The sequence below is a fragment of the Planotetraspora thailandica genome (assembly GCF_016863335.1).
GTDB classification, from domain to species: Bacteria; Actinomycetota; Actinomycetes; order Streptosporangiales; family Streptosporangiaceae; genus Planotetraspora; species Planotetraspora thailandica.
In genome coordinates this window covers 51,808-67,810 of sequence record NZ_BOOR01000033.1, presented here as the reverse complement: position 1 = coordinate 67,810, position 16,003 = coordinate 51,808, and the positions used below count along the sequence as shown (strand labels likewise).

At 65.6% G+C, this 16,003-nt stretch carries 9 protein-coding genes; 3 read left to right on the top strand and 6 right to left on the bottom strand.

The genetic code is table 11. The features are described 5' to 3' along the window. The coding region (locus Pth03_RS22350; protein WP_203946306.1) for a hypothetical protein at nucleotides 1-1,104 on the top strand (1,104 nt) is incomplete at its 5' end. Next, nucleotides 1,023-1,343 (top strand): tyrosine-type recombinase/integrase, encoded by a 321-nt coding sequence (locus Pth03_RS42185; RefSeq protein WP_203946305.1) that lies wholly within the window; start codon nucleotides 1,023-1,025, stop codon nucleotides 1,341-1,343. The genes Pth03_RS22350 and Pth03_RS42185, both read left to right, overlap by 82 nt. 221 nt (nucleotides 1,344-1,564) lie before the next feature. Here Pth03_RS42185 and Pth03_RS22340 read toward each other — a convergent pair whose 3' ends face one another. The 4 genes from Pth03_RS22340 to Pth03_RS22325 all read right to left on the bottom strand — a co-directional run bounded on the left by Pth03_RS22340 (nucleotide 1,565) and on the right by Pth03_RS22325 (nucleotide 6,823). Next, on the bottom strand, nucleotides 1,565-2,803 hold the full coding sequence (locus Pth03_RS22340; protein WP_239119267.1) for a hypothetical protein: 1,239 nt from the start codon (nucleotides 2,801-2,803) through the stop codon (nucleotides 1,565-1,567). A 264-nt stretch (nucleotides 2,804-3,067) separates the two neighbouring features. Continuing rightward, entirely contained in the window at nucleotides 3,068-4,036 is a 969-nt protein-coding gene (locus tag Pth03_RS22335; protein WP_203946304.1) for a 3'-5' exonuclease, read from the bottom strand. Between the two features lie 37 nt (nucleotides 4,037-4,073). After that, entirely contained in the window at nucleotides 4,074-4,913 is an 840-nt protein-coding gene (locus Pth03_RS22330; protein ID WP_203946303.1) for a UvrD-helicase domain-containing protein, read from the bottom strand. Then, nucleotides 4,910-6,823: an ATP-dependent nuclease gene (locus tag Pth03_RS22325; RefSeq protein ID WP_203946302.1), complete on the bottom strand. Its 1,914-nt coding sequence runs from the start codon at nucleotides 6,821-6,823 to the stop codon at nucleotides 4,910-4,912. Before Pth03_RS22325 ends, Pth03_RS22330 begins: the two co-directional genes overlap by 4 nt. A 418-nt stretch (nucleotides 6,824-7,241) precedes the next feature. Here Pth03_RS22325 and Pth03_RS22320 point away from each other — a divergent pair, with 418 nt between their 5' ends. Continuing rightward, nucleotides 7,242-7,859 (top strand): hypothetical protein, encoded by a 618-nt coding sequence (locus tag Pth03_RS22320; protein WP_203946301.1) that lies wholly within the window; start codon nucleotides 7,242-7,244, stop codon nucleotides 7,857-7,859. A 123-nt stretch (nucleotides 7,860-7,982) separates the two neighbouring features. Here Pth03_RS22320 and Pth03_RS22315 read toward each other — a convergent pair whose 3' ends face one another. Then, the gene (locus Pth03_RS22315) at nucleotides 7,983-12,644 is read right to left on the bottom strand and encodes a DEAD/DEAH box helicase family protein (RefSeq protein ID WP_203946300.1); all 4,662 of its coding nucleotides are present in this window, start codon (nucleotides 12,642-12,644) and stop codon (nucleotides 7,983-7,985) included. Further along, entirely contained in the window at nucleotides 12,641-16,003 is a 3,363-nt protein-coding gene (locus tag Pth03_RS22310) for a hypothetical protein (protein WP_203946299.1), read from the bottom strand. The genes Pth03_RS22315 and Pth03_RS22310 overlap by 4 nt, the downstream gene beginning before the upstream one ends.

The following is a 16,003-nucleotide window of genomic DNA, read 5'->3' as shown; positions in this document are numbered from 1 at the left end:
AAGACCGCACTCGAGGCTGCCGAGCGACAGCTGCAGTCGGCCGTCCGGGTGGCGCGGACGGCGAACCTCCCGGAGGTGGAGTTGTCCGCCCTGTCCCAGCTGATCGCGGTCGGGGGGATGCATTCGATGTACCGCACCTCCGCGATGGATCTGCTGGAACGCGCGGAGTACCTGGCCCGGAGCCTCGGCCGGGAACTTGACGCCACCGTCTTCCTTTACTCCCGCTGGGCGGCATACGCCCAAGGTCTCGAGAACGATCGCAGCAGGCCGCTGGCGCGCAGGTTGCTGGAACAGGGTGAAGCGTCCGCCGAGCCGCTCGTGCGCGCGTATGGTCTGCAGGCCTGGGGACTGCAGCGATTCAGCGACGGATACATGGGCGAGGCCTACCGACACCTGAGCGAGGCGAGCCGGATCTTGCTGACCCGCGTCGTCCGGCGCGAGGAGGATCCCGTCTGGTACGACCTGAAGCTGCTGATGATCGGAATGCTCGCGGAGGCGACCGCGATGCATGGGGACCCGGACGGTGCGCGATCGCTGCTCGACACGCTGGAGGCGGTCGGCGACGACCCGTTCACGATCACGGTGTGGGCCACTCACACAGCGAGGGCGGAGGCACTGATCGGCGACCCGGATCGAGCCCTGCGCGCGGCGGAGCGGGGGATCGCGGCGGACCCCGAGTTCTCCTTCGTGTTCCTCGGCACCTATCAGCGATTGGTCTGGTGCTGGGCGCGGGCCATGACCGGCAGGGATCCGGCCGGCGCTACAGCGGAGGCCGAGCGGCTCATCGCCACGTATCTCCTCGATCCGACGCGATCGGGTGTCTCGACGTTCTACGGTCACCTCTGTGAGATGTGGCTGGCCGTCGGGGCGCTCGACAAGGCCGCCACGGCCCTCGATCGGGCCGACGCCTGCCTCGATCTTTATGATCAGCGCTACGGAGAGGGCTATCTCCTCCTGCTGCGGGCGCGACTGCTGCTGACGAGAGGTGAACCCGTCGCCGAGGTCAGGGCCGTCGCCGAGAGGTGCCGCACGCTGTCCACCGAACGGGGGACCCACCTGTTCGCGCGGCGCGTCGAAGAACTCCTGGCCACGCTGGACGACTGACCGGCCGACTGCAGATCCAGTCGTGGTCGCGCGGACTCGCGGCAGCCTCCATCGAATACGCCATCCGCCACGCCCACGCCTCCTGGCTGCTGGCCGGCGGCGCTGATCTGCAGGTGGTGAAGGAACGCCTCGCCCACGGAAGCATCTCCACCACCGAGAAATACCTCCACACCCTCCCTGACGCCGACGGCACCGCCCTGGATGCGCTCGCCCGCACACGTTCCCGCTTCCGTGTATAACGCTGGCTCATCGCAATCGAGGGTGTAGGTGGGGCCTGAAGCCGCCGGCCTCCAGCAGTGAGCGGCCAGCGACCAGCCCACCGTCAGCGCATAGAGCTCAGACGAGGTGGCCGCGGACAAGGCCGGAACGGCTCAAGTGAAGCCTGTCGAGGTATATCGAGCCCGAGAGGCTCACTGGTCCAGCCCAACGGGAGCCCACGTGGCTGACGGTCGCCACTCTCTCAGCCTTCCTCGTCGTCCCCGCGCCGACGGAGCGCTCGCTCGGCAATCCCGCTGGAGAGTTTGCCCGCTGCCGATCTGGCCCGGTCGAAGGTCTCGTTACCGAGGCGCCAGGCGGTATCGACGCTCTCTGCTCCTGTCTCGAGCACCTTGTCCCTCACCTCCGCGGCCGCGTCCACCCATCGTCTCGCCTCCAATGACTGTCGGCCGCTCTCGATCCCGAGCCGCCCGTGGAAGTCAACGACGGTGATCTCGACCTGATTGCTCGAATGCACCACATCCCGGGACGCGGTCGGGTGCAACAGCACCTTCGTGTTGGCCGTGCCAGCAGCTGCATTCATGCGGGCGATCAGACGCTCGGTGCTCCGTGAGATGAGATCCAGCCGGTTCTGTCGGGCAGCCCGAAGCCCGAGGCGATGCCGGTCCAGCTCATCCGGAGCCGCGTCCAGCACTCGGTCGAGTTCGAGCACGGCGATCGCGTCCTGCAGTTGGAAGCAACGAGCCAGAACAGCGAGCCACTCCTTAGCCTTGGACTCGGCTTCCTTGGACGTCTTGGCGAGATCACCGATCTTGGTCTTGCGCTCCACCTTCTCCGTGAGTGCGTCGAGTTGACGCAACGCGTACGCCTGGGTTCGCGCAATCGTCACCGACGTGGCCTGCACCTTCGACCACGTGACCTCGGAGACCCGGCCCACCTGCTCTCGGATGGTCATGGCCTCCTCGATCACGAGGTCCACTCCGATCATGTCCGCCAACACAGCGTCCTTCTGGGCGCGGAGCACGTCGTCGACCTTCTCATCGATCGTGGCGAGATAGTCGATGATCTCGTCCATGGTCTGCTGCATCGCAAGCTGTGCCATGATCCCCGCGGCACCAGCCAGAAGCGCCGGGTTGGTCAGAAGCGATCCGGGTCCTTTCGCGATCTGGAGCCATGACTTGATTGAGCCTGGTTTCCCCACCATCGCATGGCTGACGCCTGGCGTCTTGCTTTCCATCAGCCCGAACTTCTTGACAAGCTGCGCGGACTCCTCGGTCAGCTTCACCCAGCGACCTGAGTTGGCGGCAATTTCAGAACCTGCCTGTGCGACTCCAGCCCCGGCATGGAGGAGAGGTCCGAGCCTTTGCAATCCGAGGTCCTTCGACGGCAGTCCTTCAGAGACGAGGAAGAGTTCGACCGCCGTTGGATTCCCGATGACCGCCAGGCCATCGCCGTCACTGATTAGCTGAATCTCGTTATCCATGGTCGGCTCCTTACGTGGCTCTTCCCAATTGAGGGGTAGTTCGGGGCGTGACGCGAGTGGGCGTGTCGGGGCGTGGGTAGAGGCCGAGGTCTTCCGAGGATGGAAGTTTTCACACTGCCCATCCGAAAGACCTCGATGTGCGTGACGCTACCTTCTCGTGCCCTGACCTGACCACGTTCTGCCGCTTGAACGAGTTCGACCTCGTCGTCGTAGGCTAGCGTGTGACCGCCGACGGGCGGTGCCCGAGTGCTGCGTGTCATTCCGTCATGTGCGATCAACATTCTCGCCGAGGCGGACCAGCATTTCGCGCACAATTCTGGATACACCGTAGGCGTTCTTTGCTCCTCTACCACTTTCCCAGTAGTGACCGTAGAAGAGGATCGCAGCGAATTTCGCGCGTGTCAGGGCAACGTAGAAGGCGCGCCTTGCCTGAGCAAGCTGGTCTGGGGCGGGCTCGAGATGACGCCTGTGCGGCCAGGACCACTTTCGGTAGGGCATAATGCCATCGACCAGACCGGGCAGAAGAACGAAGTCCCACTCACGACCCTTTGCCGAGTGGTAAGTCGTCAAGGTCACTTTTCCGAGTCGTACGGAACCGGCAGCATCCCCCAGAGTGAGACCGCGTCCTGACGCTGCGTCACGAATGCCCTGAAGCGCCGATTGATCGCGCTGAACGGGGCTGCGAGCACCAATCTCCGTCAGCTCGAGTGCTTCGGCCAACGTGGCGACCCAAGGCGCTAGCGGATCTTCGCCGTGACTTGATCTGAGGACACTGTCAAGACGTCCTCCCGCAAGGTGAACGGGAAGTTCGGGAAGCCGGCTGGAACGACGCAGACGATTGTAGGTGTACGCCAGCTCGATAAGCGTATTCACATTGGTTAGACGGCGGTCATCCTGTAACTGGGCAGGTTGAGGGCCGATGACGGCCCGTGCCGCGCAGTCGCGCACGAAATCTGCCAGATCACCTTTCGGTAGCCGCTCGTCCGCCTCAAGAACATAAGGGACGTTAGCGGTGTCCAAGGCATCTGTTAGGTGGTCCAGTAGTGGCCAACGACTCGGGTAGAGCACCGCAATTCGGTGCAGCGAATGCCCGGCAGCGGAAAGCGCCGAGATCTTTTGAACTGCCGAATGCGCATGGTCTGCAAGTCCTCCGGCGATGGCGACTGGCTCTACGAGCCCAGCGTCGTCCCGAAGTGGATCTGGACGGTGGCTGCGCGGCTCGTCAAGGGCCATCTGGCTGGCAGCGATGATCGCTTGACCGCAGCGATAATTAATGTCGAGAAAGACCTCGTGAAAGTCCTGCCGAGCGGCCAGTTCCCAGAGGTAGCGGGGGGTGTGCCCCCGCGAATGCCATCACCGTCTGGTCCGGGTCCCCGAAGGCCGCGATCTGCACATTCTCCTGTTCATTCAGGTGAAGGACCAGGGCATGAAGGACAGGACCGAGATCCTGATACTCGTCCACGATCATCCAGGGGAACCTTGCGCCGATCATCTTGGAGACGCTGGCGTTCTCCCGCACAATGCGTAGCGACTGGGAAACCATGAGGTCGTAATCAAACAGTCCGGCAGATAGCAGACGCTGGTCGAACAACCGCGCGAACTCGAAGAGGTGGGTGACCTCCTCGTCTTCCTCGCCGGCCGCGCGAACTCGTCGAGCCCTGACTATCTCCGCCTTATCGGGCCGGATACCGAGGTCGTCCTGGCAAGACTCGAACAGTGAGGCCCACTCGGTCGACTTCTCATCAATGATGGAACCGGGTCCTGGCACCGGAACGCCGACAAGCGGGCCGTACGGGCGCAGAATGCTTCCGAGGCACCAACTGTGCAAGGTACTCGAAACGAGTTGTCGTCCGGGCGTGATGCCAAGCGACCGAAGCCTCATCGTGACTTCTCTCGCTGCGGAGCGTGCGTACGCAATGGCTGCGATGCTCCGCCATGGCGAAATCTGCCGTGCCGCCAACAGGTACCCGATCTTGGTGACGAGTGTACGAGTCTTTCCGGACCCGGGCCCGGCCAATACGGCCAGATTGCCGAGATGCTGAGCCGCCTCACGCTGCTCGTCGTTGAGCGCCGCGAGCTCGGCAGCGAGAGCGGCGGATGCAGCGTTCACCCGCGCCCCGCCTCCTGCTCAACACCGATTGCAACATCGTCGGGCCTCAGTCCGCGGCCGCGCACCTGCCGGGAAATGCTGTCCAGCGCGGCCAGCAGGTAGCCATATGGCCCTTGATCCATCCAGTACAAAGCGTCCTTCGATGCCTGGCCCCTGACAATGGAGGCCTGCTCGACATGGGCGGCCAGTCGCTGCGCGAATCGCCCCTTGCTAACGTGATTGATCCGACGGAGCACATGCTGGTGATCGTCGGGTACGCCTCTGCCGGCCGCAATGGCCTCGATGGCGTTGTCGAAATTCGCGACGAGCTTGTCCGAATCTTCCAACTCCCGGTGCGCCGCGCACATCTGTTCGCCGAGGAGGGGAACGATGTCTACCTCGAGGGTTACGTGGCCCACGAATACATCGGCACGAGCGACTTCCTTGCGAAGCTCGGCCGGGTCAGCAGCCGCCCCCTCCTCGATGAGGGATTTGAGCAACTTGCACAGCTGGTCACGGTTGTCACCGTCAGGGAGCAGCTTTATGGCTCTGGTTAAGCCAGAGAGGGTGTACTTGTCTTTGGTATACGGATCACCGTCTGTAGTGATCACATGTGGGACGTTCAACGCATCAGGCCCGAGCAGCTTTCTGTACGGACCGAAATTGACGCCTTCGATGTTGGCGACGATCACCCCATGCGCATCCAGATCGAATTCGAAGGCACGGGCGAGTGCGGGGAGCAGGTAGACCTCGGACGGACCCTCCACGAGGATCGCTCCTTTACAAAACAGGAGCTCCGCGCGGCTCACGGTCAGGTAGCGCTCCAGATCCACGCGTTCTTTGTCCGTGATGTTGATCGCGGTGGCCGTCGCTGCGACCGTTCCGCCTTCAGTGTCGGCTCGAAGCAGAATCAGGGAGTGCAGCGAGGTTACTGCGGCGATGTGAGGACTGTGCGTAGTCACCACGAGCGCGGATTCCATGCCGAGCAAGTAGCGGAATAGCTGGCGCTGCAGCACGGGGTGGATATGCGCCTCGGGCTCTTCGACACCGAGGATGGCGTGCAGCAGGTGATCGTCCATCTGGGCGCGCCGTGAGGCCAAGCGCTCCAGCAGCAGGCCGAGGTAGAGAACGTTGGCGTTTCCGGTCGAGGTCTCTCCGACGCTGCGGGTGCGGTCGGCGTCCACAAAGAGTCGAATGGATCGGAGCAGCCGAGCCGGATCGCTAGAGGCAAATCCGAGAGAAGGACTGATGGAGAGCTGAGGACCAGCCATATCCGCGACGCGGGTGGCGATGTTCGCGCCTACCGCGGTGACGTTTCCGTCCTCTGCGAGGATGTTCATCGCCGTCTCAATCGTTCCGGCAACGGTGCTGAGCACTTCATCGTGTGGCGGCCTGGCATCCAGGAGAGCCTGGAGCGGCGAACCGCGCCGAGAGAGCTCGGCGACGGCATCACGGAGAGGTGGGAGGACGGACACCGAAACGCCGCGGCGAATGCGCTTTGCGCCGCCCTCGTCGTCAGGTCCCCCAACAATGTCGAAGTCGTAGTCCCTTTCGGTCAGTTGAGAGCTACTACCGATCATGAGCGGGCGCCAGACGTAAGTGATGCGCGCAGTCAATGGGGCGATGCCAACGATGCATCCGTCCAAAGCGGCCCGCGTTTCTGGGTCGTCCGCGAAGTCGGTCAGGTCGACTTCGACCCGCACCTCCACGCCGTCAGCGACGGTCCCGTCGCCGTAGTCACAGATGTCCTCCTTACGAAGCTTTCGTGCGCTGTCTGGCAGATCGGGATCGAGCACAAGGCGAAGGGCATGGAGGAAGTTGGACTTCCCGATGCCGTTCTCGCCGACGAGGACGACATTCTGAGGGAAAGCGGGAATCTCAAGGCGTGCGAAGTTTCGAAAGTTGCGGATGAGGACTCGGCTGATGCGCACGACTACCATCCCTGTCTCGCGGTTTGAAGTGGAGCCGCCCCAAGATGCCATCTGGGGAGAACGTGCGACACAGTGACGATAGCACGTGAACGCGGTTCACATCAGTAGCTTCGGAAGTCGCGTTCACCGCTCAATCGGCCCACTCCACGAGGCTCAAGTGAGTCATGACCTCAACCCGCACGTATGTCTGGCTCGTACCCCCGTTTGCAGAGTGGCTGAAACTCATGCTTCGGAGAACGGATGGAGGTCGTGACGTGTTTGGCTTGACGCGTTCCGCCCGTGCGGGCGCGTCGACACAGCCCTGTCACCCAGCCGTTTGGCACCCCTGCCAGCGAGCCACGGTCTGCCTAAGATCAACGGAGACGGGGCCACAGCCGATGGCCCTCCCGAAGCTAGACCGAGGACGTCAGGAGCGCCCATGACCTTCCTTACTCTGCGGCAGGCGGCCATCCGCTCTGACATCACATTTGCCGCTCTCCAGAAGATCGTCTCTGCAGGTCTCATCTCAGCGGCCACATCGAACGGCGACAAGCCCAGCATCCCTGCCGACGTAGCCGAGCGGATCAGGGCTCGTACAACCGTGCCGCTTCATCGCGCGCTCCCCACGACGATCGACGGTACTTCGGTGGCGGTGTTGCGCGTCAGCGTGGCAACGCCCGTTCCGGACAATGACCGCCGATTCATTGGCTTCCACGCCGACCTGACACCCGGCGAACTGTTGGAGGCGCTCCGTGGCTGGTGGGTCGGGAAGCCGGAAAAGATCGCTCGCGCCGGCATTCTCCCGGTGACGCTCGGCGGGTTCGTCGTCGCTGTCTTGACGGGGCTGAACAGCTGGGAAACGAAACTGACCGACGACGGCCTGGTGCGTCACCGTTTCGACGCGAGACTTGCCGGCTACATCAGCGACCTGGACATGGCCACCAATATGGTCATGATCGGCTCAGATGCCGATCTTCGGATCGCCGATCAGTTCCTCGGCAAGCGCCTGAAGTCTACGTCCGGCGGACCGATCGCCTACGTCCCCATCGCCGATTGACTAGCCAGTTTACCCATCTGCTGACCCTGCGAGATCTCGGAGATCCGATCCCCCGTAAGTTGCCACTCCCGAGCAAGCCCGGCACACCCACACAAGCGCCCGACAAAGGGACCTCGGCGAGCATCACATCGCTGCGCCGATAAGGCCCTCCCCTTGCAATAGAGGATGCAGGACGTCAATCGCTGCACCTCGGCTGAGTTCCTCGTGGTAGCGCTGATTCCGGAAGCTCCGCAAGCAGCCGTAGCAGGAGGTTTCCTCGCCACAGTCGCAGTCGGACACACGCTGCAGGGCAGCCTCGGCCACGTCCTCAAGCCTGCGTGCTATCCGCAAGACGCTTCCCGCACCTCCCGGTACGGCGTCGAACATGACGATGCCCAGCCGTCTGCCCGGCCGGGCGAAAAGTGCTCCGTCGATATCGTCCCGGGAAAGCTCCAAGCACTCGGCGGCGCCTTCGAGCAGCGCATACAGGGCAGAACGCCAGTGCACAGGGCTGGCGGACGGCGGCATCGCGAGATGGTCGAAGCTCAGGTCCAGAATGTCGGTCTCGTAGGGATGTGCGAGCGACCGCAGCTGAAGGGGGCCGGTGCACTCCGTGCCGCGCAGCAGGTGGGTGTGGGTCTTCCCAGTCTTCGTTCCCAGGGGAACTCCGGCGCCGCACCAGTCGCAGATCAGGTAGCCGGCACCCGTGGTGCCCTCCGAGACGGCGATCAGTCGGCCACGTGATCCGGCACGTCCGTGCAGGATCCCACCGTTCGCGGTCCTCCAGGTGAAGTCCTCGATCTCTTCCGCGGCCAGCGACAAAACATGCGTGGCCCCGTTCCAACTGCGCCTGGGCGGCGTGGTCGTGGTCTTGGACGCCTTCGCCTCAGCGACGAACCCGAACTCCGGCACGTAGTACTGCCGGGGCGCGCTTCTTGCGGCCGTCGAACACAGAGGACAAATGGGGTCGAGCTCGTCGTCGCTTTCCCGGTAGTGCTGGCAGTGCTCGCAGATCGCGTAGAACTTGCCGACAAGCTCCCGGTCCGGCAGTCGGTACACGCCACCGGATCGCCAGAGAAGGCCACCGGCGACGACCTCGGCCCCCGGCGCATACTCGTAGATCGCGGCCGACAGGTCCCGGGTGAGCTCCAGCTTGGCACCGACGGGCTCGCCTGAATAACTGGTCCGTAGCTCAACCGTGTCCACCGGGAACCCGTACTTGGGCAGCACGTTCCGGTTGGCGAGGTAGCCGAGCAGATCTCGCTGGGTGAGCGTGTTGATCGTCTTCGCGTATCGGGCCACAAGGTGGTCCTTGCGCTCCTCGTACGCCTTGCGGCGACGCTCTTCGAAGATCTCCACATCAAGGGTGAGCTGCCGCCCGACCTCGTCCAGCAGCCGGGCCAGTTCGTCCACCCATTCGCCGGTGTTGACGCCAATTTCGCGCTGGACCTCGGGTGGAAGCACCCGCATCAGAGATTGGAGGACTTCGCGCGGAACTGGTGTAAGAAACGATCGAACGCGCGACGCAGGTGCGCCTTTTCCTCCGGGAAGGAAGAAATCCCCCGCAGTGCTCCATGTCTCCCCCGTCGTCTGCCTGGCGTCACGGAAGAACGCGGAGATCGCGATCGAGTGAGCGTGTCGCCGATCGATGCGCTCATTTCCGAGCGGCACGTACGGCGCCCGCACCTCGCCCGCGATCATCGACACGGGGTCCTGGAACCGGGACAGGTCATGGGAGCGTCGCTGCGCGTAAGTGACCACAAGAGCCGCCGAGTCGGTACGCCTGCCCGCCCGCCCGGCCCGCTGCACGTAGTTGGCCGTCGTCGGCGGCATGTTGCGCAGCACCACCGACTGCAGCTCGCCCACGTCGACGCCGAGCTCGAACGTGGTGGAGCAGGACAGCATGTTGACCTCGCCCCGCAGGAACTTCTGCTGGATGTCCGCAGCTTCGAGGCTGGTCCACTGGGCCGTGTGCTCGCGGGCGACCAGGGGCACCGGCGTCAGCGACCGATAGACGGATCTGTAGTGATTGTCGTCCTCACCGGCGACCGGAACGGGGAAGGGTTCGAGCGTGCCCGTGCATCTCATCGTCGGGCAGACTCCACGGACGGAAACGGCCGCGACACGGCGGCACACTCCGCACCGGTACACGGGACTATCGACGGGCGAGAGCTTCAGCCACGTGTGGTCCACCTGCCGGACAGTCCCCAGACCGCGGACAGTCTCGGTCGCAAGCCACCCGTCACGTTGCCCGATGATCAGCTTCCAGCAGCCACGGAGCACGTCGTCCGGGTCGGCCCCGGACCCAAGCGCTGCGAGCACCCGCTGGACATAGTCCAGGCGCCGGTTGACACCGCGTGTGGGCAACCAGCTGAGCACCTTCCTGGTCGGCTCCGATCCATCCTCGCGAACGTAGAGTGGCCCGAGCCGCGGGGCGAATGCCTCATCTCGCGGATCGACCTCATCGGGCATGTGGAGCACCCCGGACTGGCGCAGTGTGCGAAGCAGTTCCGACAGCAGTCCCCAGCATTCGTCGTCGGACAGCCCGAGGGCTTTCAACCCTGCCGGGGCCGGCCACCGGGACTCGCGGTCCAGGTCAACACGGATCAGGCCCAGCCCTTCCATGGACTGGCGATCGTCCATGGCGACGAGTTCCTGCATGATCCACAGTGCGACCTCGCGTTCGCGCTGCTGGCGCGTCATCCGCCGCTCGAAGACGTGTACACGGGCGGCGGCCTTGGCGACGTGGAACGTCAGGTCCGCCACGCTGACCGCCTCGCCGTCGCGGTTTGCCGCCTGCAATCCTTCCAGGATGAGCCGCCGATGCTGGATGCTCGCGTAGCTCGACTCGAAGTATGGGGCGAAAAACGCTGCGGCCTGCCTGCTGTCGCTGAAGGACAGCAGCTTGCGGCCCTCTCCAGGTTGATCGGCGATCTCGTCCTTGCTGGCCGGCGGCAGCGCTTGATAGAGGGCGGTTGCCAATACGGCTACCGCCGCGTCACTGCCGCTCTCGAAGAGCCTGACCGAGCCTGCACCTCGCGCGCCGCAGACGCCGCAACCCTGTGGCGAGTCGTGGCGTGTGCTGATTCTGCGGACCGGCCAGAGCGAGGTCTCAGAACAATCTTGCCGCCAGCAGCCCAGCGGATGCTGGGACCCAGCGTGCAGTGCGCCACAGGTGGGGCACAGATAGGCCATGTCGGCCCTGATCTCGGGCGTGCCTTCGATGTCCTCGTCATCCTCGTCGGCGACCACCGGGGCGTCACCCAGAAGCAGCCATACTCGCTGCTCGTCCTGTCTGACCCTCGGCGCGAAGACATAACCACCGTCGGCGTGCCGTACCGCCCCGACCAGGTGGACGGCGCCGCAGCGTTTGCAGGCGCCGAACTCGAACACAGCGCCGTGGCAGGTGCCGCAGATCTCGCGGCGGCCCAGCGACACGTGCGGGCCGCTGCCGGTGAGGCAGGTGAAGGCGCCCTCGGTCGCCCGCGCGAAAAGGTGATATCGGGCCGACAGAACCGGCGAGCCCGAGTGGTCACGCACCTTGCTGCCGACGGCGACCACGGCTGCGAGCGACTCCTCCGGCCGGTCCGCGGGGTCGAACACCAGGTGCGCCAGCTCTCCGAACATCTGAGGGCCTGCGGCGAGACGCTCACGCAAGTCGGCCATACCCTGCTCGTGGGCGAGGACGACGCCAGGGTCGTCGCCGACGAAGCCGCGTTCCTTGGCCAGCACCAAGATCTCCGAGCCGGGGTCCTCCGCCTGGGCGAGCTGCCGGTAAAGCTCGGCCGGCAGCGGCCCCCAAAACGGCGCCACCGGGAACTGCACCCGGCTGGCACGCACGAGGTCCTGCCGAGAGACGTCCTCGGGAACCCACTCAAATGACGCGTCGAACAGCTTGGTGGCGAAGTCGGTGACGGCCGTGGGGTTGTCGCCCACGGTCGCACTCGTGGCGATGCACTGCAGGGGCTCGTCCGGTGCGACACGATCGTGCAGGCGGCGCAGCAGCATGGCGAGTTCAGCGGCCTTGGCGCCATCGTAGACGTGGGCCTCATCCAGCGCGATGAACCGCCAGCTCCGCCCCTCGAACAGATCCAGGTCGGCCGGGCGGAGCAACAGGTACTCGAGCATCGCGTAGTTCGTCAGCAGGATGTGGGGTGGGGCGGCCCGCATCTCGTCACGACTGAGCAACTCGTTCGGCAACCGCTGCGCACCCGGATTGAGCGCCTCGAACGTCTCCGCGGCTACGCGGGCGCTTCCTGGCGTGTCGCCGGTGTAGCGGCCAAATGTGATTTGCGGGACCTGCGCGAGAAGCTGCCGGAGGCGCTTTAGCTGGTCGTTGGCCAGCGCGTTCATCGGGTAGAGGAGCAGAGCCCGTACGCCAGGGCCGAGCTCACCGCGCGAATGCTCGGCGAGGAGGGAATTCAGGATCGGCAGCAAGAAGCTCTCGGTCTTGCCGGAGCCGGTACCCGTGGCGACCACGATGTTCCGCCCGCGCGTCGCCTTCCGCAGAGCCTGCTCCTGATGCCTGTACAGGGGCCGATCCAGCGGCTGCTCCGGCCCGCCCAGCGCTGCGAACGCCGGGTCGAGCACACCCTCCGTGATGAGTTGACGTGGGGTCGCCCCCGTCGCGTACGGCGGCGTGGCCTCCAGCAGCGGCCCCTTGGTGAGCATGGGGCTGCGGGTGATCTCCGCGGCCAGTGCCTCGGCGATGCGGGGCTCGCGGACCGGTAACAGGGAGCGCAGGTAACGGCGGTAGCTCTCGACGATCAGCCCGCTGGTGGACAACGCGTCCAAAGTATGGGTCACTGCATCTCCGTCTCCGCCTGGCCGACCAACAGCTCGGCCAGCACGAGATCAATGGTCACGAGATCGGGAGCGATGGCCGCCAGTCGCGTCCAGTCGGCCCGGAAGGTTTGCTCCGCCGTACGGCACTGCGCGTCGCCCCGGGCGGCAAGCCGGGCGACCATCGCGAAGGCGATCGACGCAGCAGGGAGGCTGCGCCACCCTGCTCGTCCGTCCGGATTCCTGCGCTGGTCAAGCTGCGGAAGGAGGTCTAACCGCTCGAGCCGGCGCAGCACAGCCTCGGCGGTCTTGACGGCGTACAAGGCCACGCTGCCGACCTCTCGCGCGGCCTCCTCGCCGCGCGCGTCGAACAGCCGCCGTGCCGCCGACGCACGGGTATCGGCGTCGAGAAGAGCCCGCGGGACGACGTTGGCAGCGCGCCAAATGCCTTCAATCTGCTGAGGCGTCATGTGGACCAGCCGGTCGGCGTCTGCCCCGAAGCGGCCCACGCCGGCGAACGAATCGACGCCATCGACCACGATCTCCCTGAATGCCTCGCCACACTGCCGCTCGGCTGCGGCGAAACAATCCTCGTCCTGCAAACCGCCCGCGAGCGCGGCGACCGCCGGGACGACCGGCCACATCCTCCTCGCCGCGTCCGCGTTCGCCAGGTCCGGTACGGCTGTCGCGGCCAACCCCGAGGAGATGATGCAGGCCAGAGTGCGCGCGGGCTTCAGGCCCAACCCGACCAGCGCGGTCAGGGCGTCGAAAGGACGCCGCTGGATCGGTCGCGAACAGGTCATGATGAACCGCTGCAGATCGGAGGCGGGCCGCAACCGTTCAGCCAGGTCGATCATCGTCCAGACACGCCACAGGCCGTCGACTTCGTGGGGAAAGTCGCCTTCTCCCGAGATGAAGCGCGACAGCGCCGTCTCCTCCGGGTCATCGGAGATGACGTGTCCGTCTCCGCCCACCATGAGGTACTGCTTGGGCCAGCGTGGCCACTCCACGGGCACCCACGGGTCGTCCACCTGCAACAGCACCAGCAGCGGCCCGGCATCGCGCAACTCGACAGGTAACGGGACCGACCCGTCAGCACCTACCGGCTCGACTATCGGCTCGCGCCAAGGCGCGGTGGTCGGATAGATGCCCGCCGTGAGCCCGTCCACCGGCACATGGTTGATGAGCCGGAGGTGATCTCCCTCGCGTTCAGCCCCGTATGCGAGCTGGCGCGGCCGTACGCTCCCAACACGGATGACGTCGCTGCCGACCTCAAGGAGAAGGTCGGCCTGCTTGTGTTCGGCAACGGTGTCGGCGATCTTCACGAGGTCGAACCGGGCCGTCCCCTCCTGCGGCCGCCCGCTCGCCGGCAGGTCCTGTACAACATTGCCCCCGACGACGACGTGCAACGAGGGCAGCGCGGAACGTGTCTCGGGCACGCGGACGAGCAGGGCTCCCGGTGCATCGGCGAACGAGTCGGCGGGTATGCGCAGCGGTCCAGCCCGCCAGATGGGCGGCTCGGCCTCTCGCTCATGCATGACCTCGACGCGAGGCGGTGTGACGACCAGCGGCTCCGTCTGCTCACCAGTCCGGTACTCGGCGATCGCCGCCAGCTCAGCGGAGCCGTAGGAGATGGCCCGTGGCGCTGCCTGCGCCCCGACTGCCGCGGTGAGCTCCGCCTTCCCCTGGGCGAGCCCGGCCGCGCCGAAGAGGCGCACCCGCGGAGTGAATCGGGCGCCAAGCCCTTCCGCGACGAAGACCGTCCGCTTTGCCCCGCGGCCCAGCGGTCCGCGGACCACGATGTCGAAGGCTCCCAAGACCGGGCGGCTGGGGAACGCGTCTTCGATCTCGGTGATCGACAAGGGGCCGCTGATCGTGTGGCTGCCGGACATGACCGCCTCGTCGCTTCCGACCCGGCGGACGTCGACCTGCCAGGTCGTCTCGGCTCCCTCCTGGCCTGGAAGCCAGACCTCCGGCATCCGCGCGTAGACGGGACTCCCGTACGGCGTGGTCACACCGGCGACGGGATCACCCGTCACGATCCGCGGACGCGTATAGCCGCGGACGGGCCTGCGGCTGCCGGGAAGCTCGGTCAGCCCGAGCGACCGGACGCCTTCCAATGAAACTTGCCGCAGCCGCCAGCCTGTCCAGCCCAGCGGCAACTGTCCCTCGATGGTCACGGCAAGCGGGCCGTCCGTTGTGAGCTCGTGCTCGCCGGGATAGACGACCCAGACCACGTCCGGCGGCAGTGGCATCGTCGCGGGAAGCCGTCTGCCATCCTCAGCGAACACCAGCATGGGCGCAGCCGGGTCAATCACCTGCAGCTCGGTTTGGTGCTGCCAGCCCGCCAGCGCGACGACAACGGTCCGCACCGGCTTGAGCAGGCTGAAGTTCGTGGCGGGCGCGGCCTCGGCCACCCCCACCCACTGGGCACGGCTGCGCACGGTGCTGGTGACGCCGTCGGCTGTCACGGTCCATGTCGCCAGACCGTCAGGGGTGTCACCGACCGCAGGCAGGATTACCTCGACGCCACGACCGAACGGATCGAGCGCGATCCGGGGCCGTTCCGCCCTGGTGCGGCTCTCCCCCGATGAGCTCGGAACGCTGAGGTCGAGCTGTCGCTCGGCCGCCAGTTCCTGGGCGCGGGCCAGCACCCGGGGTGGCAGCGCAACGCCATCGAGGTCCGGAGCCGGATCCCTGAGCCGGTCGAGCAGGTCGAAGGTGCGCTCCACGAAGTCCAACGCGAACTCCGTGCCGTGCTGCAGGAACCTGCGGGCCGGCACATCGAGGTTGTCGAGCCGGTGTTCAGTCCCGGGCGCCGTTGCCCAGGCAAGGAACGCCTCGGCGTCGAGCCCCCGGTCGCTCGCTCTGCGATGGGCGATGAGGCGGAAATAGTCCTCCAGGCAGTACGTGGGAATGCCCGTGTGCATGAGGATCGGGCCGACGTACGGCATCGGCATGCCCTGGAACGTCGGCATGCCAAGGGCGTCGACCGCGTTGGCGAAGCCCTTACCCCAGGTGGACTGTTCCTCAGGCAGCCCCCGGTATCCGACGGCGGTCCAGAGATCTCGCCAGAACTCCCCGCGCCGGTAATGGCGGGCGGCGACGGCCGTCATGGCCACGGCCACGCAGGCAGGCCATCGCGTGAAGAAGGTGTGCGGCTTACGCCCGCTGGCGAGCCACTTCGCGTAGACCCTGCCGAGGACCGAGGCGACCTGCTCGCTGTGCCCGTCCTTGATGTCGACCTCAGCGACCAGGGAGGAGCCACGCAGCCGTCTGGACCATGCCGCCTCCCGGCGGTTGAGCAGCTCGGTAGCGCCGACCTTCCTGGCAGGACTTCCGTCTTCAGCCTCCGCCATTTCAGACTCGACGCGATCAGTCAT

What these genes read in the sequence shown, in the direction of transcription:
- Pth03_RS22320 (WP_203946301.1), top strand. Translation starts at nt 7,242, where the DNA reads ATGACCTTCCTTACTCTGCGGCAGGCGGCCATCCGCTCTGACATCACA.
- Pth03_RS22310 (WP_203946299.1), bottom strand. Translation starts at nt 16,003, where the DNA reads ATGACTGATCGCGTCGAGTCTGAAATGGCGGAGGCTGAAGACGGAAGT.
- Pth03_RS22340 (WP_239119267.1), bottom strand. Translation starts at nt 2,803, where the DNA reads ATGGATAACGAGATTCAGCTAATCAGTGACGGCGATGGCCTGGCGGTC.
- Pth03_RS22335 (WP_203946304.1), bottom strand. Translation starts at nt 4,036, where the DNA reads ATGGCCCTTGACGAGCCGCGCAGCCACCGTCCAGATCCACTTCGGGAC.